This window comes from Kocuria sp. ChxB (assembly GCF_044359605.1).
GTDB classification, from domain to species: Bacteria; Actinomycetota; Actinomycetes; order Actinomycetales; family Micrococcaceae; genus Kocuria; species Kocuria rhizophila.
Map to the genome: position 1 here is coordinate 558,640 of NZ_CP121123.1, position 18,575 is coordinate 577,214.

The 18,575-nt window shown below is 71.8% G+C and carries 15 protein-coding genes and 2 tRNA genes; 2 read left to right on the plus strand and 15 right to left on the minus strand.

Going from position 1 to position 18,575, the window contains the following annotated elements; genetic code table 11:
• Positions 1 to 48: 48 nt before the first annotated feature.
• Positions 49 to 699 carry a DUF3515 family protein gene (locus P8S73_RS02390; RefSeq protein WP_396350476.1) on the plus strand — a complete coding sequence of 217 codons (651 nt, stop codon included), beginning with the start codon at positions 49 to 51 and terminating at the stop codon, positions 697 to 699.
• On the opposite strand, the gene P8S73_RS02395 is transcribed toward P8S73_RS02390, so the two are convergent.
• The 7 genes from P8S73_RS02395 to leuC form a co-directional block, all read right to left on the minus strand.
• Positions 690 to 1,784, minus strand: coding sequence for a sulfite oxidase (locus P8S73_RS02395; RefSeq protein WP_059280911.1), 1,095 nt, complete (start codon positions 1,782 to 1,784; stop codon positions 690 to 692). The two genes, P8S73_RS02390 and P8S73_RS02395, sit on opposite strands and share 10 nt — an antisense overlap.
• A 46-nt stretch (positions 1,785 to 1,830) precedes the next feature.
• A complete protein-coding gene (locus P8S73_RS02400; RefSeq protein ID WP_396350477.1) occupies positions 1,831 to 2,982 on the minus strand; it encodes a D-alanine--D-alanine ligase family protein in 1,152 nt (383 codons plus the stop codon).
• Positions 2,979 to 4,049, minus strand: a complete 1,071-nt coding sequence (locus tag P8S73_RS02405) for an NAD(P)H-dependent glycerol-3-phosphate dehydrogenase (protein WP_019308947.1) — start codon at positions 4,047 to 4,049, stop codon at positions 2,979 to 2,981. The genes P8S73_RS02400 and P8S73_RS02405 overlap by 4 nt, the downstream gene beginning before the upstream one ends.
• Positions 4,046 to 4,858, minus strand: a complete 813-nt coding sequence (locus P8S73_RS02410; protein ID WP_070638375.1) for a 1-acyl-sn-glycerol-3-phosphate acyltransferase — start codon at positions 4,856 to 4,858, stop codon at positions 4,046 to 4,048. Before P8S73_RS02410 ends, P8S73_RS02405 begins: the two co-directional genes overlap by 4 nt.
• Before the next feature lie 112 nt (positions 4,859 to 4,970).
• Entirely contained in the window at positions 4,971 to 6,290 is a 1,320-nt protein-coding gene (gene murA / locus P8S73_RS02415; RefSeq protein ID WP_019308945.1) for a UDP-N-acetylglucosamine 1-carboxyvinyltransferase, read from the minus strand.
• A gap of 97 nt (positions 6,291 to 6,387) precedes the next feature.
• Positions 6,388 to 6,987, minus strand: coding sequence for a 3-isopropylmalate dehydratase small subunit (leuD, locus tag P8S73_RS02420; RefSeq protein WP_019308944.1), 600 nt, complete (start codon positions 6,985 to 6,987; stop codon positions 6,388 to 6,390).
• Between the two features lie 42 nt (positions 6,988 to 7,029).
• Positions 7,030 to 8,502, minus strand: a complete 1,473-nt coding sequence (gene leuC / locus P8S73_RS02425) for a 3-isopropylmalate dehydratase large subunit (protein ID WP_019308943.1) — start codon at positions 8,500 to 8,502, stop codon at positions 7,030 to 7,032.
• Between the two features lie 155 nt (positions 8,503 to 8,657).
• On the opposite strand from leuC, the gene P8S73_RS02430 reads away from it, so the two are divergent.
• Complete coding sequence (locus P8S73_RS02430; protein ID WP_019308942.1) at positions 8,658 to 9,470, plus strand: IclR family transcriptional regulator; 813 nt, start codon at positions 8,658 to 8,660, stop codon at positions 9,468 to 9,470.
• 30 nt (positions 9,471 to 9,500) lie between these two features.
• Here P8S73_RS02430 and P8S73_RS02435 read toward each other — a convergent pair whose 3' ends face one another.
• The 8 genes from P8S73_RS02435 to P8S73_RS02470 form a co-directional block, all read right to left on the minus strand.
• Positions 9,501 to 11,162 carry a GTPase gene (locus P8S73_RS02435; protein WP_327062835.1) on the minus strand — a complete coding sequence of 554 codons (1,662 nt, stop codon included), beginning with the start codon at positions 11,160 to 11,162 and terminating at the stop codon, positions 9,501 to 9,503.
• Entirely contained in the window at positions 11,159 to 12,913 is a 1,755-nt protein-coding gene (locus P8S73_RS02440; RefSeq protein ID WP_396350478.1) for a dynamin family protein, read from the minus strand. The genes P8S73_RS02435 and P8S73_RS02440 overlap by 4 nt, the downstream gene beginning before the upstream one ends.
• A gap of 138 nt (positions 12,914 to 13,051) precedes the next feature.
• A tRNA-Glu gene (locus P8S73_RS02445) sits at positions 13,052 to 13,124 on the minus strand.
• Between the two features lie 160 nt (positions 13,125 to 13,284).
• Positions 13,285 to 13,356: transfer RNA gene (locus P8S73_RS02450), tRNA-Gln, on the minus strand.
• 196 nt (positions 13,357 to 13,552) lie between these two features.
• A complete protein-coding gene (gene gltX, locus P8S73_RS02455) occupies positions 13,553 to 15,073 on the minus strand; it encodes a glutamate--tRNA ligase (RefSeq protein ID WP_121566099.1) in 1,521 nt (506 codons plus the stop codon).
• A gap of 105 nt (positions 15,074 to 15,178) precedes the next feature.
• Positions 15,179 to 15,952 (minus strand): fumarylacetoacetate hydrolase family protein, encoded by a 774-nt coding sequence (locus P8S73_RS02460; RefSeq protein ID WP_290147580.1) that lies wholly within the window; start codon positions 15,950 to 15,952, stop codon positions 15,179 to 15,181.
• Positions 15,953 to 16,056: 104 nt separating this feature from the next.
• Positions 16,057 to 17,154 carry a branched-chain amino acid aminotransferase gene (locus P8S73_RS02465; protein ID WP_039101916.1) on the minus strand — a complete coding sequence of 366 codons (1,098 nt, stop codon included), beginning with the start codon at positions 17,152 to 17,154 and terminating at the stop codon, positions 16,057 to 16,059.
• 104 nt (positions 17,155 to 17,258) lie between these two features.
• Entirely contained in the window at positions 17,259 to 18,347 is a 1,089-nt protein-coding gene (locus P8S73_RS02470) for a 3-isopropylmalate dehydrogenase (protein WP_039101917.1), read from the minus strand.
• Positions 18,348 to 18,575 lie beyond the last annotated feature (228 nt).

Consider the following 18,575-nt stretch of genomic DNA (forward strand, 5'->3'; position numbering starts at 1 on the left):
CGCCCGCACCCACCCGGCTCCGAGGCCCGGTCCACTATCCTGGGCCCCATGGTCTCCCCGTTCCGACGCCGCTCCGTCCTGTCCACCGCGCGCACCACCACCTGCGTCGCAGCAACCCCGGGGACGGAGACCCCCAGGGCCGGGCGCACCGGGGCCGGGTGCACCGGGGACGCTCAGGGAGGGACGCACCCGGCGGCCTCGTCCACCGGCCCACGACGCCGCCTGGCCGTGGGCGCCGCGGCCCTCACGAGCGCCGTCGTGCTCACCGGCTGCGGCTCCACCGTGACCGTGGACCCCGCTCCGGACGCCGCGAACCCCGACTGCGCACCCGTGATGCTTGCCATGCCGGACGAGGTCAGCGGCATGGAGCAGCGGGAGACGTCCAGCCAGGGCACCACCGCCTACGGGGACCCGTCCGCGATGATCGTGCGCTGCGGCGTCGAGGAACCGGGTCCCACCACGGAGCCGTGCACGGACGTGAGCGGCGTGGACTGGCTCATCTCGCAGGTTCCCGGCCAGGAGAACCAGTGGCGGGCCGTGACCTACGGTCGTTCACCCGCCGTCGAGGTGCTCTTCGACGGGCAGCGCGTGCCGTCCTCGACCGCGCTGGTGGACACCGGCTCCGCCGTGCAGAGCATCCCCCAGGAGCGCAAGTGCGAGTCCGTGGCGGACGTGGAGCAGGGGCCGGCTCAGCCCTGATCCCCCGCTGGGTTGACCCGCACGCGGGCCCACGAGTTGTTCACGTACCCCTTGGGGTTCCACAGCGTCCGCGCGGACTCGGGCTGGCACGCGCCGGTGGTGTCCCAGGCCCGCGCCACGAGTGTGTGGGGTCCCGGCCCGGCCAGGTCCACGGTGGTTTCCCAGTGCCGCCACGCCCACGGTGACGGCACGGGACCGAGCTCCGCGGCCTGCCACGAGTGCCCGCCGTCCGCGGAGACGTCCACGCGGGCGACGCCGCGGTCCTCCCCCGCGTGCGCGTAGCCCGAGACCCGCACCTGCCCGGCGCCGACCGCCTGGCCGGGCTCCGGGGCGAGGATGTCGCAGTTCAGGGCCACCGGGCCCAGGGAGATCCCGTCCCCCGGCCCCGCCGCGTCCGGGTCCGCCTCCGGCTCCAGCACCCGGTACGCGGTGGCCTGGAAGTAGTTCTCGGACGGCTCGGCGCGCACCGTGACGCGCGTGACCCACTTGACGCTGCGCGCCCCGATCCAGCCGGGGACCACCACGCGCACGGGCCCGCCGTGCACCGCGGGCAGCGGGGCGTCGTCCATGGCCCACGCGAGCAGCACCTCGTCCGCGAGTGCCTTGGACAGCGGCACCGAGCCGCCGTAGTGCTGGGGAGGGTCCGCGATCTCGGAGACGTCCGGCGCCTCGAACTCCACGTGTCCCGCGGAGTCCTGGACGCCCACCGCACGCAGGACGTCCGCCAGACGCACGCCCGTCCACCGGGCCGTGGACGTGGCACCGGGACCCCAGGGGTCCTCGCCCGGGACGTCACGGACCTCCAGGAATCCCTCCCGACGGTTGCCCGCGCACTGCATCGTGGCAGTGACCGTGTGGTGCGCGAACTCCTCGCGCAACCGCTCCAGGGTGAACCGCGCGGGCTCGGCCACCAGTCCGGTGACCTCCAAGGTCCACGTCGCGGCGTCGAGCTGCGGAACGGGTCCGTGGTTGCGCACGTAGAAGGAGTCCGCCGGGGTGAGTGTCTCGTGCAGTCCGGCTCGCGGGGGTTCGGCGTTGTACGGGTCGCTCTCGTGGACGATCATGTCCTCGCGCTTGCACCACACGGTGTGCCTCTCTGCCGTCAGGCCCCTGGCACGGGGCGGTTGCCGGTCAGCGTAGTCCCACGGGCCGTTCGAGGGCCAGGGTGATGAGCTCGTCGATCAGGGTGCTGTAGTCGATCCCGGAGGCCGCCCACATGCGCGGGTACATGGAGATGGGCGTGAACCCCGGCATGGTGTTGATCTCGTTGATGACCACGCGCTGGTCCTCGGTCACGAAGAAGTCGCAGCGCGAGAGCCCCTCGCCGTCCACGGCGTGGAACGCGCGCACGGCGTCACGGCGCAGCGTCTCGATCACGTCCTCCGGCAGCCGCGCCGGGCACGAGAGCGTGGCGCCGTCGGACTCCACGTACTTGGCCTCGAAGTCGTACAGGGCGTGGCCGTGCACCTCGATCTCGCCGGGCAGGGAGGCTCGCGCCTCGTCCGTGCCGTGCCCGCCCAGCACGGCGCACTCGATCTCCCGGCCGTCGATGCCGGCCTCGACCACGAGCTTGAGGTCGTGCTCGCGCGCCGTGGCGATCGCGGCGTCCAGCTGGGAGGGCTCGTCCACGCGCGTGATCCCGAACGACGAGCCGGCGCGCGCCGGCTTCACGAACACCGGGAAGCCGAGCTCTGCCACACGATCGCGCACGCCCTGCGGATCGGTGCGCCACGTGCGGTCGTGGACCACGGTGTACGGGCCCACCTCCAGGCCGGCGGCCTCGAACGCGAGCTTCATGAAGTGCTTGTCCATCCCGATGGCCGACGCCGCCACGCCGCACCCCACGTACGGCAGGTCCGCGAGCTCCAGCATGCCCTGCAGCGTGCCGTCCTCGCCGAACGGCCCGTGCAGCAGCGGGAACACCGCGTCGATGTGCCGCCCGCGGGACAGCGGAGCCCCGTGCTCGGAGGTGTCGTGGATCAGCAGCCGGCTGTCCCCGGCCTGCAGCGGGAGGCTCACGCGGTGGGGGCCCACGGGCAGCTGCGCCATGGGCTGCTCGTCCAGCAGCGCCTCGAGCTCCTCCTGGGAGCACAGGAACCACGCGCCGTCCGGGGAGATCCCCACGCTCACCACGTCCCAGCGGTCCCTGTCGATCGCGCGCAGCACGGACCGGGCGGTGATGAGCGAGATGGAGTGCTCGGACGAGCGGCCGCCGAAGACCACGGCGATGCAGGGCTTCTCACCCTCCGCCGTGGCCTCCGGGGTCTCGTGGGTGGTGCTCATGCGGTGTTCCCTTCGGATTTCAGGTCTCGGCCCAGCAGTCGGGGGGCCAGTTCGTGGACGGGTGTCTCGCCCCTCAGCACGCTCACCACGGCCTCCGTGATGGGCATGTCCACGCCGTGGCGCCGTGCCAGCTCCAGCACGGCGGGGGCGGACTTGATCCCCTCGGCGGTCTGGGTCATGGCGTCCTGCACCTGCGCGAGGGTCAGCCCCGCGCCCAGGAGCCTGCCGGCCGTGTGGTTGCGGGAGAGGGAGGACGAGCACGTGGCCACCAGGTCGCCCATGCCGGAGAGACCGGACAGGGTGGTGGTGCGGCCACCGAGGGCCAGGGCGAGCCGCGTGGTCTCCGCGAGGCCGCGCGTCATGACGGAGGCCTTGGAGTTGTCCCCGTACTCGCGGCCGTCGCAGATGCCCACGCACAGGGCGATCACGTTCTTCACGAGCCCGCCGATCTCCGTGCCCACCACGTCCGTGTTGGTGTACGGGCGGAAGTAGGGCGCCGCGCAGCAACGGGCCACCCACGCCGCGGTCTCGTGCTCCGGCGCCGCCACCACGGAGGCCGTGGGCTCCTCCCGGGCGATCTCCATGGCCAGGTTCGGTCCGGACAGCACGCACGTGCGCCGGGCCCAGTCCTGCTCGGGGACCCCGGTTGCCTCCGCGAGGACCTCGGCGATCACCTGGGTCATCCGCAGCCCGGTGCTGGACTCCAGGCCCTTGGCCAGGGACAGCACCACCGCGTCCGGCGCCACCGCCGGGGCGGCGATCTCCAGCTGGGCACGCAGCGCCTGCGCGGGGATCGCGGCCACCACGAGGTCCGCGCCGTCCAGGGCCTCGGAGAGGTCGCTCGAGACCGTGAGTGCTGCGGGCAGGTCGATCCCGGGGACGTAGCGCTCGTTGCGCCGTTCGCGCGCCATGCGCTCGACGGCCTCGGGGTCACGGCCCCACAGGCACACGGTCCGCTCGGCACCGGCGTCCACGGCGGCGTCGGCGAGGACCTTGGCGAAGGTGGTGCCCCACGATCCGGCGCCGAGCACCGTGATCCTGGCGGGTCCCTGCGGACGCGCGCTCACGGGGCCACGCTCCCGCCGGCGGAACCGAGGTCGTCCTCGGGCACCGCGGCGTCGCCCGGGTCCGACGACGCCGCCCGGCGGGGCGCGCGCGGATCGAGCAGTTCCTGCGGCGCGGGCTCACCGCGCAGCTCACCCAGCAGGCGGGCCACCGTGACCATGATCGTGGCCGTGGCGGTCGCGAGCTCCTCGCTGCTCGGCTCCCCCGGGTGCTTCAGCCCACCGGGCACCAGGTCGGAGGCACGCAGGGGCTCACCCACGATCCCGTCCACGCGCTTGGGCGGGAAGGGCTTGGCGGTGCGGTGGCCCTGGGGGTCCCGGTAGACGATCTCCTGGTCCCCCCAGTGCACCATGGGCACCACGGGAACGTCCGCCTGCAGCGCGAGGCGCGCGGCACCCGTGCGCCCGCGCATGGGCCACATCTGCGGATCGCGCGTGATGGTGCCCTCGGGGTAAACGATGATCGCTCCCCCGCTGGCCAGCTCCGCGAAGGCGGCCTCCAGGGAGTCCTTGGCCCGGGAGGTGCCCCGGTAGACGGGAACCTGCCCGATCCGCGTGAGCACCGGGCCCAGCACGGGCACCCGGAACAGGGACTCCTTGGCCAGGAACCGCGGCATCACGCCCGCCTTGTAGACCGCATAGGCCACGGTGATCGGGTCGATCTCCGTGAGGTGGTTGGAGACCACCACGAAGCCGCCGGACGCGGGGATGTTCTCCGTGCCTCGCCAGCGCGGCACCGCGAGCGAGCGGTACGCGGGGATCACGGCCGCGGCGATCAGCCGGAACGTGGATCGTTGCGACGTTCTGCTCATCCGGAGACCCCCTCCTCGGGCAACGGTGCGCGGGAGACCCGCGCGGTGTGCGGTGCACCCGGGAGGACCGGGGCGCGGCGGCCGCAGTGCCGGACGCTCAGGACACCGGGCGTCACTGCTCGGTGACGTCGAAGTTGGCGCCCAGTCCGCCCAGCTTGTCGGTGAAGTGCTCGTAGCCCCGCTTGATGAGCTCCACCCCGGTCACCGTGGACACGCCCTCGGCGGAGAGCGCCGCGATCAGGTGCGAGAAGCCGCCGCGCAGGTCCGGGATGTTGATGTCCGCCGCCTGCAGGGGCGTGGGTCCCGAGATCACTGCGGAGTGCAGGAAGTTGCGCTGCCCGAAGCGGCACGGCACGGAGCCCAGGCACTCGCGGTGCACCTGGATGGTCGCTCCCATGCGGTTCAGGGCGCGGGTGAAGCCGAAGCGGTTCTCGTACACGGTCTCGTGCACGATGGACACGCCCTTAGCCTGGGTCAGCACCACCACGAGCGGCTGCTGCCAGTCGGTCATGAACCCGGGGTGGACGTCCGTCTCTACGATCAGGGGGTTCAGGTCCCCGCCCGGGTGGAAGAAGCGGATGCCGTCCTCACGGATGTCCAGCCCGCCGCCCACCTTGCGGAAGGTGTTGAGGAAGGTCATCATGTCCGCCTGCTTGGCGCCGGCCACGAAGATGTCCCCGCCCGTGGCCAGGGCCGCGGAACCCCACGACGCCGCCTCCATGCGGTCCGGCAGGGCGCTGTGCACGTAGCCCTGGAGCTCGGGAACACCCTCGATGCGGATCACGCGGTCCGTCTGCACGGTGATGAGCGCGCCCATCTTCTGCAGGATCGCGATCAGGTCCATGATCTCGGGCTCGGTGGCCGCGCCGCGCAGCTCGGTGTGGCCCTCGGCGCGCGTGGCGGTGAGCAGCACCTGCTCGGTGGCGCCCACGGAGGGGTAGGGCAGGTCGATCTTGGCACCGTGCAGCCCGTGCGGGGCGCTCATCCGGATGCCGGAGTCCAGCTTCTCCACCTTGGCACCGAAGTTGCGCAGCACCTCCAGGTGGTAGTTGATCGGGCGGTCCCCGATCCGGCAGCCACCGAGATCCGGGATGAACGCCTCACCCAGTGCGTGCAGCAGCGGACCGCACAGCAGGATGGGGATGCGGGAATCCCCCGCGTGGGCGTCGATGTCCGCGTGGCGCGCCCGCGTCACGTTGGTGGGGTCCAGCGTGAGGCGCCCCAGGGCGTCGTCGCGGGTGACCTCCACTCCGTGCAGCGACAGCAGGTCGGTGACCACCTCGACGTCTTTGATCTCCGGAACGTTGCCCAGGGTGGAGGCCGAGGCGCCGAGCAGCGCGGCCACCATGGCCTTGGGGACCAGGTTCTTGGCGCCGCGTACCGTCACCTGACCCGTCAGCGGAACTCCGCCGGTGATGCGCAAAGAAGTCATGACCTACCGATCTGGGGGAAGTGATCTCCCGCGCGCGGAACACGCACGGGACCTCGACATTCTACCGGCCCGGACCGGCTCCCGGTCCAGCCGGCTGTCAGACTCTGGCGGGGAGCGTGGTGGGCTTGTACTTCGGCCTGTCCCGCTCGTAGGCCTCGATGTCCGTCTCCCGCTGCAGGGTGAGACCGATGTCGTCCAGGCCCTCCATGAGCCGCCAGCGAGTGTAGTCGTCGATCTGGAACGGCACGGTCACGGCTCCGCAGGTCACGGTGCGGGCCTCGAGGTCCACCTCGACCTCGATGCCGGGCTGCTCCTCCATGAGCTTCCACAGCAGCTCGACGTCCGACTGGTCCACCTGCGCGGCCAGCAGGCCCTGCTTGCCCGAGTTCCCACGGAAGATGTCCGCGAAGCGCGATGAGATCACGGTCTTGAAGCCGTAGTCGCGCAGCGCCCACACCGCGTGCTCGCGGGAGGATCCGGTGCCGAAGTCGGAACCGGCCACCAGGACCGAGGCGTTGGCGTACTCCGGACGGTTGAGCACGAAGTCGGGATTCTTGCGCCACCCGGCGAACAGGGCGTCGTCGAAACCCGTCTTGGTGATGCGCTTGAGGTAGACGGCGGGGATGATCTGGTCCGTGTCCACGTTGGACTGCTTCAACGGGGCGGCCACGCCGCGGTGGGTGGAGAACTTCTCCATGGCTGTGTCCCTCTCTGCTGGTGCTGCGGGCGGCTGTGGTGGTCAGACGGCGGGCTGGAGCCCGGAAGGCACCGCGGTCTCCTCACGCACGGGCTCCAGGTCCGACGGTGCGCTGAGCGTCCCGCGCACGGCGGTCGCCGCCGCGACCACCGGGGAGACCAGGTGGGTGCGCCCACCCTTGCCCTGGCGTCCCTCGAAGTTGCGGTTGGAGGTGGAGGCGCAGCGCTCCCCCGGGGCCAGCTGGTCCGGGTTCATGCCCAGGCACATGGAGCACCCGGCGAAACGCCAGTCCGCGCCGAAGTCCCGGAAGACCCGGTCCAGGCCCTCCGCCTCTGCCTGCAGCCGGACCTTCGCGGAGCCCGGGACCACCATCATCCGCACGTTCTCCGCCTTGCGGCGCCCCTTCAGGATGTCCGCGGCCGCACGCAGGTCCTCGATCCGCGAGTTGGTGCACGAGCCCAGGAACACCGTGTCCACCGGGATCTCCTTCATAGGTGTGCCGGCCTCGAGGCCCATGTAGTCCAGGGCGCGGCGGGCGGCGTCCTTGGCGTTGTCGTCGCCCGCGTCCTCCGGGTCCGGCACGGGCTGCGACAGCGGCACACCCTGGCCGGGGTTGGTGCCCCACGTGACGAACGGCTCCAGCTGGTCCGCGTCGATGAAGACCTCCCGGTCGAACTCCGCACCCTCGTCCGTGTGCAGGGTGCGCCAGTACTGCACGGCGGCGTCCCAGTCCTCGCCCTGCGGCGCGTGGGGGCGTCCCTGGACGTAGTCCATGGTGACCTCGTCCGGGGCGATCATGCCCGCACGGGCACCGGCCTCGATCGACATGTTGCAGATGGTCATGCGGGCCTCCATGGACAGCGCCCGGATGGCGGAGCCGCGGTACTCCAGCACGTACCCCTGACCGCCGCCGGTGCCGATCTTGGCGATCACCGCCAGGATGATGTCCTTGGAGCTCACCCCCGGCTTGAGCGTTCCCTCCACCGTGACGGCCATGGTCTTGAACGGTGCCAGCGGCAGCGTCTGGGTGGCCATCACGTGCTCCACCTCCGAGGTGCCGATCCCGAACGCGAGCGCCCCGAACGCCCCGTGCGTGGAGGTGTGGGAGTCACCGCACACCACGGTCATCCCGGGCTGGGTCAGGCCCAGCTGCGGGCCCACCACGTGCACGATTCCCTGCTCGGCGTCCCCCAGGGAGTGCAGCCGGACGCCGAACTCCTCGCAGTTGCCGCGCAGCGTCTCGATCTGTTTGCGGGAGGTCTCGTCCGCGATGGTGGAGAAGATGTCCTCGGTGGGGGTGTTGTGGTCCTCCGTGGCGATCGTCAGGTCCGGGCGTCGCAGGCCCCGGCCGGCGAGCCGCAGGCCCTCGAAGGCCTGGGGGCTCGTCACCTCGTGGAGCAGGTGGAGGTCGATGTAGAGCAGGTCCGGGCGGCCCGCCTCGCCCCGGCGGACCAGGTGGTCGTCCCACACCTTCTCCGCGAGCGTGCGCGGTGCGGCGGTGTCCGTGGTGCTCATCTCTGCTCTCCTTGCCTCTCGGGTCCCGGGCGTCCGCGGGGCCCGGGCGTCGGGCGGCCGACGGGTGCGGCCGCTGGACCCATCGTCCCGGCTGCCCGCGGCCAGTTCCAGCCCGTGGACTTGCTTCTCGCATTGTGAGACGTCACTATCGGAGCATGGACACCACGCACGCGATGGACCCCACCGGCGCCCCCCTGGGTTCTCCCCTGGGTGGTCTGGGCACCGGGTCCCGGTTGAACGACGAGCCCACGCACTCCTCCTCGGGGGTGGGCGTGATCGATAAGGCCTCCCTCATCCTGGACGCCCTCGAGGCCGGGCCGGCATCCCTGGCGGACCTGGTGGAGGCCACGGGACTCGCGCGCCCCACTGCGCACCGTCTCGCGGTCGCCCTGGCCCACCACCGCTTCGTGGGCCGGGACGTCCAGGGGCGCTTCGTCCTGGGTTCCCGTCTGGTGGAGCTCGCCTCCGCCGCGGGCGAGGACCGGCTCATCTCCGCCGCGGCACCCGTGCTGCTGCAGCTGCGGGACAGCACCGGCGAGTCCTCCCAGGTGTTCCGCCGCCAGGGCGAGTGGCGCGTGTGCGTGGCCTCGGCCGAGCGGCCCATCGGTCTGCGGGACACGATCCCCGTGGGCACGCAGCTGTCCATGAAGGCCGGTTCCGCGGCCCAGGTCCTCGTGGCGTGGGAGGACCACGCGCGCCTGATCGAGGGTCTGCAGCACGCCCGCTTCTCCGCCACCACGCTCGCCGGGGTACGACGCCGCGGCTGGGCCCAGTCGATCGGCGAGCGCGAGGCGGGCATCGCGTCCGTCTCCGCCCCCGTCCGCGGGCCCTCGGGCCGGGTGATCGCCGCTGTCTCGATCTCCGGTCCCATCGAGCGGCTGTCCAAGCAGCCCGGTCAGAAGCACGCGGACGTGGTGGTCCAGGCCGCCCGCCAGCTCACGGAGGCCGTGCGCGTCAGCGCGGCGTGAACGCCGGGCGGCACGGGGAAGCTCGGTGTCTCAGACCGCCGTGGCCGCTCGGGTGAGTGCCTCGCGGAACTCCTGGTGGGCGTCGAGCTCGGCGCGCACCGAGGCCTCCACCGCCTCTGCTGCGGCCTCGCGCACGGACCGCAGCAGGCGGCGTCGTACGCGAGAGGCCCGTGCGCGGGAGGCGAGTGAGGCGAGCACCGCGCCGGTGAGGGCCAGGAACAGGGCGAGCACCACCCCGGCCACGACCATGAGCGTGGGCACCGGCAGGGGGAAGCCCTCCACCGTGGGCGGCGGGGGCAGCTGCAGCTGGAAGTAGTCCGCGAGGAACAGCCCGAGCAGCCACAGCAGGCCCAGGACGGTCACGGCCATCGCCAGCCACTGCAGGACGTCGAACACGATCCACCACCACGAGGACGTGCGTGCGGAGAACTTCGTGCGCGCCACGGCCTGGTCCAGGGCGTCGGGCAGCCGCTCCTCGTGACGCCGGGCGGCACCGCGGACGCTGCGACGCCACGGCTCCCCCGCACCGTGGGAGACCTGGTCCGCGAAACCACGCACCGCGGAGTCCGCCGAGGCCTTCTGGGCCGCGTTCATGGGCGGCAGGGAGGTGCGGTGCACCCCGGGGTCCGAGTGCCGGTCGTGGGTCTCGATGTGCAGCCGCTTGAGGGGGTCCTTGCGGAACCGGGAGAGCCACCGGGTGGCGATCCAGCCCGTGTGGCGCCCGGCCCGCAGCCGGTACGAGCGTGCGGCGGCGTCGGCCACCATGTCGATCCCCGCCGCGCGGGCGAGCCCGGCGGTGAGCCGCTCGCTCGCATCCTTGTCGATCCCGTGGGGATCACCCTCCCCCGCGGCGCGGGCGAGGTTCTGCGCGGCGTGTACCACGTCCGCTTCCAGACGCGCACCCGCGGCCGCCCGCCCGGCGGCCACCTCGTGGATGCGGGCGCGCAGTGCGTCCACGCCCTCCCCCGTGCGCGCCGAGACGGCGACCGGGGCGCTGGACCCGGTGGCGGGCAGCCCGTCCTGGGCCAGCAGCTCCCGCAGCGAGCCGAGCACCGTGGGGACGTCCCGTTCCGCAAGCCTGTCCGCCTGGTTGAGGACCACCATGGTGACCGCGCCGTGGCGGGAGAGCGGCTGGACGAAGTCCTGGTGGAGCACCGCGTCCGCGTACTTCTGCGGGTCCACGACCCACACCACCACGTCCACGAGACCCACCATGCGCTGGACGATCTCCCGGTGCTCGCGGGTCACGGAGTCGAAGTCGGGGAGGTCGAGCAGCACGAGACCACCCGTGGTGGTGGCCGCCCCGCGACCGTGCCCCGAGGTCACGCTCAGCGCCGGGCCGACCACGTGGCGCTCCGCCACGTCGAGCCAGTCGAGCAGGGGCTGGCTGCCCTCGTCCCCCCACACCGCAGCCAGCGGCGCTGACGTGGTGGGCCGGCGGGCGGCCGTCCGGGCGAGCTCCTGGCCCACCACCGCATTGAACAGGCTGGACTTGCCGGATCCCGTCGCGCCGAAGAACCCCACGACCGTGTGGTCAGCGGACAGCGCCCGCCGCTGGCCCGCACGGTCGAGGGTCTGCCGGGCCTGCTGGACCACGGCGGCGTCGAGCCGGCCCTCCGCGATGTCCGTGGCCGTGGCGAGGCCCGTGATCCGTTCGGAGAGCGTGGGTGCGGTGCGGGTGCGGGGGCTCACAGGGCCTCTCCCTCCGTGCGCAGGCGGGCGGCGGCGGCGTGCAGCGCCTCCGCCGTGGGATGCTCTCCCAGCTCGTCGAGCCGGTCCAGGAACGTGCGCGCGCGGTGGTCCAGCAGGGCCCTGATCCTGGTCTCCAGGTTGCGGCGCGCCTGCTCGCTCATCCGGCGCACGGCGTCCTCACCGAACACCGCCTCGAGCAGCTTGGTGCCCACCACCCCGGAGCCGCCGGCGATCCCCACCTCCAGGCCGGTGAGACCGCCCGTGGTGGAGAACACCGCGATCATGAGGATCACGGCCAGGGCGTTCACACCCATGGACATGGCCCGCGCCCGGGTGCGTTTGCCCGCGCCCTCCTGCTGGATCATGAGCATCACGTCCGACTGCCAGTCCCGGATGCTCTGGGCGACCTCCTGCGGGAACTCGGGCGGCAGCGCCGCCAGGTCGCGCCCCGCGAGCAGCACCTGCCCGGCTGGCTCGTCCCGCCAGCGCCGCTCCGAGAGCTCGGCGGCGCGTGCCGTGTTCTCCACGACCACCGCCTGCAGGCCCGTCTCGATGGCCTCCTCCACGCGCACCTCGGGCGCCGGGCGGCCCGTGAAGAACGCGGACATCCGGTCCCGCACCCGTCCGATTCCTGCCTCCAGGCCGCGGAAGAACTCTCCGGTGCCCACGAAGTCCTGCCAGCGCGCGAGCACCTCCCCGCGCAGCAGGGTGCCGTCGCGCGTGGAGTCCACGACCGCCCGCAGCGCCTCGTCGAAGGCGGTGGTCACCTCGCGGCGCAGGTGCTCCTCGGTGTGCTCCTGGGCCGCGGCGGCCTCCGCGGTGCGCTCCGTGGTCTCGGCGAGTTCGCGCACGGCGCCGCCGAGCGTCCGCGCGGCGATGTCCGAGCGCGCGTGGGCGTCCGCACCGAGCGCCTCGAGCCAGTCCCGCAGTGGCGCGACCGCGGCGGGCGGCAGCATTCCCGTCTCGTTGAGCGGGGACTCCTCCACCACGAAGATCGGGGCCCCGTTCAGCCCCTCGGCATCCAGCATCCGCCGCAGGTCCTCCTCGATCTCCGCCGCCGACGCCGCCTGCACCCGGTCCAGGACCACGGCCACCGTGATGTCCCGGCCGGCGGCGTTGCGCAGCAGCTGCCAGGGGACGGCGTCCGCGTAGCGGTTGGCCGTGGTCACGAACAGCCAGAGGTCCGCGGCGGAGAGCAGCTGGGCCGCGAGCGCCCGGTTCTCGTCGGAGATCGAGTCCACGTCCGGTGCGTCCAGGATGGCCAGACCCTCGGGGATGCTCTCGTCCCCGAGCAGCACGAGCGAGCCGGTGTCCTCCACGGGGCCGGAGCCGCCGAAGGCCGCCCCCGGTGCCTCCGAGGAGTCGGTCATCGTTCCGCGCACCCGCGCCAGGTGCGGCAGCACCCGCTGGGTGGTGAACGCCCCGGCGTCCCGCGGGTGGTGGATCAGCAGGGGCCGCCGCGTGGTCGGGCGGATGGCGCCCGAGCGCGTCACGGGGTGGCCCACCAGGGCGTTGACAAGCGTGGACTTGCCCGCACCCGTGGAGCCGCCCACCACCGCGAGCAGCGGTGCGTCCAGGGAACGGACCCGGGGCAGGACGTAGTCGTCCAGCTGGGCCACGGCGCGGGCCGCGTTCTCGCGCTGCTGCGGGGCGCTCGCGGTGGCCAGCGGCAGAGTGGTGGCGCGGAGCAGGTCGCGTGCTTCCTCCAGTGCCTCGATGAGTGGCACGGCGGGCGTGGTCTCAGTGTTCACACGGTCATTGTGCCAGTCGTCACGGTCCCCCACTCACTCCCCACGGCCGGCCGGCAGCGCGGGCGCGGCACAGGGAGCCATCCGGACCTGGCATGCAGAAAGCCCCGGCTTCCCAAGGAAACCGGGGCTTTCACTGCGTGACCCCAGCGGGATTCGAACCCGCGTTACCGCCGTGAGAGGGCGGCGTACTAGGCCGCTATACGATGGGGCCGTGTACTTTCAGAATGATCTGGAACGCGTGCTCCGCTCATTCCTTCGTTGACGCACCAAACAGTAGCATCAACGCTGTCGTGGTCCAATTCCACCGGAGTGGCCGGAGGACCTGCCGTGCATACTCGTTCCCACACAGAAGGTGAGGGGTGCGATCAGCGCTGGGATACCAGGACTCGAACCTAGAACGACGGTACCAGAAACCGCTGTGTTGCCAATTACACCATATCCCAATGGTTGTCACCCGGCTCAGCTGCTCAGTGCCGCGCAACGAGCAATAACTATACCCACTCGGCGCTCCCCTGCCAAACCGGTCCGGGCGGAACCGCTCCCTCTGCCGAGGGTGCGTCCCCGCCCGGTCCGGTGTCCGGCGTCGAGCGCGTGGGGACCGGACGGCGTCGCGCGCCGGCGGCCCTGCAACGGGCCCGTTCAGTCCTGGGCGAGACGGGCGCGCAGCGCAGTCAGGCGCGCGAGCGTGGACTGCCTGCCCAGGATCTCCAGGGACTCGAAGAGCGGCGGGGAGATCCGCTGGCCGGACACGGCGGTGCGCACGGGGCCGAACGCGAGCCGCGGTTTGATGCCCAGCCCGTCCACGATGGCCTCGCGCAGTGCGGTCTCGATGGCCGCGGCGGTGAAGTCCTCCAGCGGCTCCAGCGCCGCCAGTGCGGCGTCGAGGACCTGCGGTGCGCTCTCCTTGAGCTGCTTGGCGGCATCCTCGGCCACCACGATCTCGCCGTCCGAGCGGAACAGGAAGCCCAGCAGACCTTCGGTCTCGCCGAGCAGGTTCATGCGCTCCTGCACGAGCGGCGCGGCCTGGTCCAGGATCTCGTTCTCGCGGGGAGTCAGGGTCTCCCCCACCAGTCCGGCGGCCTGCAGGTACGGAACGAGGCGGTCGCGGAAGTCCTGCGGGTCCAGCATGCGCACGTGGGTGCCGTTGATCGCGGTGGCCTTCTTCACGTCGAAGCGGGCCGGGTTGGCCAGGACGTCGTGGATGTCGAAGTTCGCCACGAGCTGCTCGACCGTGAAGATGTCCTCGTCCGCGGACAGGGACCAGCCCAGCAGGGCCAGGTAGTTCAGCAGGCCCTCGGGGATGAAGCCGTTGTCCCGGTGGTGGAACAGGTTGGACTCCGGGTCGCGCTTGGACAGCTTCTTGTTGCCCTCGCCCATCACGTAGGGCAGGTGGCCGAACTCCGGGATGAACTCGGCCACGCCGATGGCCACGAGCGCGCGGTACAGCGCGATCTGGCGAGGGGTGGAGGACAGCAGGTCCTCCCCGCGCAGCACCTGGGTGATGCCCATGAGGGCGTCGTCCACGGGGTTCACCAGGGTGTACAGCGGCGTGCCGTTGGCGCGGGCCACCACGAAGTCCGGGACGGAGCCGGCCTTGAACGTGATCTCGCCGCGCACCAGGTCCGTGAAGGAGATGTCCTCGTCCGGCATGCGCAGCCGCAGCACCGGCTGGCGTCCCTCCGCCCGGAAGGCGGCCTTCTGCTCGTCCGTGAGGTCGCGGTCGTAGTTGTCGTAGCCGAGCTTGGGGTCCTCGCCCTTGGCGCGGTGGCGCTGCTCGACCTCGTCGGGGGTGGAGAAGTCCTCGTAGACGTACCCGCTTTCCACCAGCTTGGCCAGAACGTCCTGGTAGATCTCACCGCGCTGGGACTGCCGGTAGGGCTCGTGCGGGCCTCCCACGTTCACGCCCTCGTCCCAGGTGATCCCCAGCCAGTCCAGGGCGTCGAGGATCTGCTGGAAGCTCTCCTCGGAGTCACGGGCGGCGTCCGTGTCCTCGATGCGGAACACCAGGGTGCCGCCCGTGTGGCGTGCCCAGGCCCAGTTGAACAGAGCGGTGCGGATCAGGCCCACGTGCGGGGTGCCCGTGGGCGACGGGCAGAAGCGTACGCGCACGGGTGCGTCGGCGGGAACGGTGGGGTGCAGGGTGGAGGCGTCGTCAGTCATGATGGCGCCATTCTACGACGCCGGGTGGCGCCGCCTCACGGACGCCACCGAAGACGCCGCGGTGCCGCGGCGGCGTCGTCCACAGCTGAATGTCGATCCCGGGTGCTAGCGGCGCAGCACCGTGGTGAGCTCCCCAATTCCCTCGATCTGCACCGAGAGCTGATCGCCCTCGTCCACCGTGCCCACGCCCGCGGGCGTTCCAGTGAGGATCACGTCACCGGGCAGCAGCGTGAACGCCTCGGAGACGTAGGAGACCAGGGTGGGGACGTCGAAGACCATGTCCTCGGTGCTGCCGTCCTGCTTGAGCTCGCCGTTCACGGACGAGCGCACGGACAGTGCGGCGGTGTCGAGCTCGGTCTCGATCCACGGGCCCAGGGGGCACGCACCGTCGAAGCCCTTGGCCCGGGCCCACTGCCCGTCCGTGCGCTGGGCGTCGCGGGCGGTGAGGTCGTTCGCGGCGGTGTAGCCGAACACGACCTCCGGCACGCGCTCCACCGGGACGTCCTTGCACATGCGCCCAATGACCACGGCGAGCTCGGCCTCGTAGGAGACCTCCTCCGTCCAGACCGGCAGGGTGACCGGGTCACCCGGGCCAGAGACCGCCGTGTTGGGCTTGAAGAACAGCAGGGGCCGACTGGGGACGTCGTTGCCCATCTCGGCGGCGTGGTCCGCGTAGTTGCGACCCACGCACACGATCTTGGAGCGCGGGATCACGGGCGAGAGCAGCCGCGCCTCGGAGACCGCCACGGTGCGGTCCAGCTCCTGGACCCCCACGTAGAGCGGGTCCCCGGTGAGGTAGCGCAGGGTTTCCTGGCCCGGCTCCCCGTGGACGGTGCCGTAGTGGATCTCGTTGTCGTGTGTGAACCGTGCGATGCGCATGCCCACAGGCTACACAGCCGCCCCCGGTCCGTTCACCACGGACAGGGGGCGGCTGCCGACCCGCGGGCCTGGTGGGGCCCGCGGGTCTGGGAAGACCGTCCGGCTCAGACCAGGCGGGTCAGCCAGCCGTGGGTGTCCTCCGCCTTGCCGGTCTGCACATCCAGCAGCTGCTGGCGGATGGCCATGGTCACCTCACCGGGCTTCTCGTCCTCCGAGCCAATGACCTCGTCGTGGCTCACGAGCCGGCGCACCGGCGCGATCACGGCCGCGGTGCCGCACGCGAACACCTCGGTGAGGTGCCCGGAGCGCTTGCCCTCGCGCCACTCGTCCAGCGTGAAGGCGCGCTCCTCCACCTGCAGACCGCGGTCCTTCGCGATCTGGATGACGGAGTCCCGGGTGATGCCCTCCAGGATGGTCCCCGTGAGCTCCGGGGTGACCACGCGGCCGTCGTCGAAGACGAAGAACACGTTCATGCCGCCGAGCTCCTCCACGGCACCCCCGCGCTCCTCGTCTAGGAACAGCACCTGGCTGCAGCCGTGAGCGTCACCCTCCATCTGGGCGATCAGTGACGCCGCGTAGTTGCCACCGCACTTGGCGGCGCCCGTTCCACCCTTGCCGGCCCGGGCGTACGTCCCGGAGAGCCAGATGTCCACGGGCTCCACGGTGCCGAAGTAGTTGCCCGCCGGGGAGGCGATCACGGAGAACAGCGCCTCCTTGGAGGGGCGCACCCCCAGGAAGGGCTCGGTGGCGATCATGAACGGCCGCAGGTACAGGGACTCGCCGTCACCGGAGGGAACCCACGCCTGGTCCTGGGTAACGAGCTCCCGCACAGCGTCCACGAAGGTCTCCTCGGGCAGCGTGGGCAGCGCCAGGCGCTGGGCGGAACGGTTCAGGCGGGCGGCGTTCGCCTCCGGACGGAAGCTCCACACGGACCCGTCCCCGTGCCGGTAGGCCTTGAGACCCTCGAAGATTTCCTGCCCGTAGTGCAGCACGGACGTGGAGGGGTCCAGGCTGATCGGGCCGTAGGGTTGCAGCCGCGCGTTGTCCCACCGGCCGGTGCCCTGCTGGACGTCCCCCTGCCAGTCGATGCAGACCATGTGGTCCGTGAAGAACTTCCCGAACCCCGGGTTCTGCAGGACCGCCTCGCGCACCTCGTCCGTGGCGGGGTGCGGGTTGAGCTGCCTGGCGAATTCTGTGGTCACGAATGTTCTCCTTCGACCGTTCGGGTCACGCTCCGTGGTGGTGCGGACCGGACGTGATGTGTGTCTCTCACAGTATGCAGGGTCGTGCGCACCCGCCGTGGCAGCTACGCGCCGTCCGCGCCCAGCTGCGCCACGACGTCGTCCCCCGCCTGCGCCGTGCTCCGCCGGGTGGTGCCGCGCAGGCGCAGGTCCTCGCGGACGGCGCGGTCGATGCGCGCGGCGAGCTCCGGGTGACCGAGGTGCTCGAGCATCATGGCCCCCGCAAGGATCGCGGCGGTGGGCTGGGCGGTGCCGGTCCCGGCGATGTCCGGGGCGGAGCCGTGCACGGGTTCGAACATGGAGGGGGCGGTGCGGTCCGCGTTGATGTTGCCGCTCGGCGCCAGGCCGATCCCGCCGGTGACGGCCCCGGCCTGGTCCGTGAGGATGTCCCCGAAGAGGTTGTCGGTGACGATCACGTCGAAACGCGCCGGATCCGTGGTCATGAAGATCGTGGCCGCGTCCACGTGCATGTAGTCCACCGTGACGTCCGGGTACTGCTCTGCGACCTGGTCCACGGTGCGCTGGTAGAGCCGGCCCGCGTTGACCAGCACGTTGTGCTTGTGGACCAGCGTGAGCTTCTTGCGTTCCCGGCTGCGCGCCAGCTCGAACGCGTAGCGCACCAGGCGGCGGACCCCGTGGGCCGTGTTGACGGAGACCTCGGTGGCGATCTCGTGCTCCGTGCCCGTGCGCAGGGTTCCGCCGTTGCCCGCGTAGAGCCCCTCGGTGCCCTCGCGCACCACCACGAAGTCGATGTCGCCGGGCTCGGCGAGCGGACTCGTGGTGCCCGGGTACAGGGTGGCCGGGCGCAGGTTGATGTAGTGGTCGAAGCCGAAGCGCAGCTTGAGCAGCAGGTCGCGTTCCAGGATCCCGGAGGGCACCCGCTTGTCGTTGGGAGCGGCACCCACGGCACCGAAGAGGATCGCGTCATGAGCGCGCAGCCGCTCCATGGTGTCGTCGTGGAGCACCTCGCCCGTGGCCAGCCAGTGCTCGGCCCCGAGCGGGTACTCCGTCCTCTCCAGGGTGATCCCGGCGGGCTCCGTCACGGCGTCGAGGACCTTGACGGCCTCGGCCACCACCTCCGGACCGATCCCGTCGCCGGGGAGGACGGCGATCGAGTGGCGGCGGGCGGTCTCGGCGGCAGTGGTTTCGCTCATGGGCCCACAGTAGGGGCGTGCGGGCGGCCGTATCCACATCATGAATGCCCGTTCCACATCGTGAGACCGAGGCCCGCCCTTCCGCGTTGTCGTGGCGGGCGCGGCCACCCGCGGGAACGACGCCGCCCGCCGACGCCGCGGGGTGCGGCACCGACGGGCGGCGTCGAGCTGCGGGAAACGCATCACCCGTGGACGCGGCGTGGTCCGTGAGCAGGATGCAGTCCACGG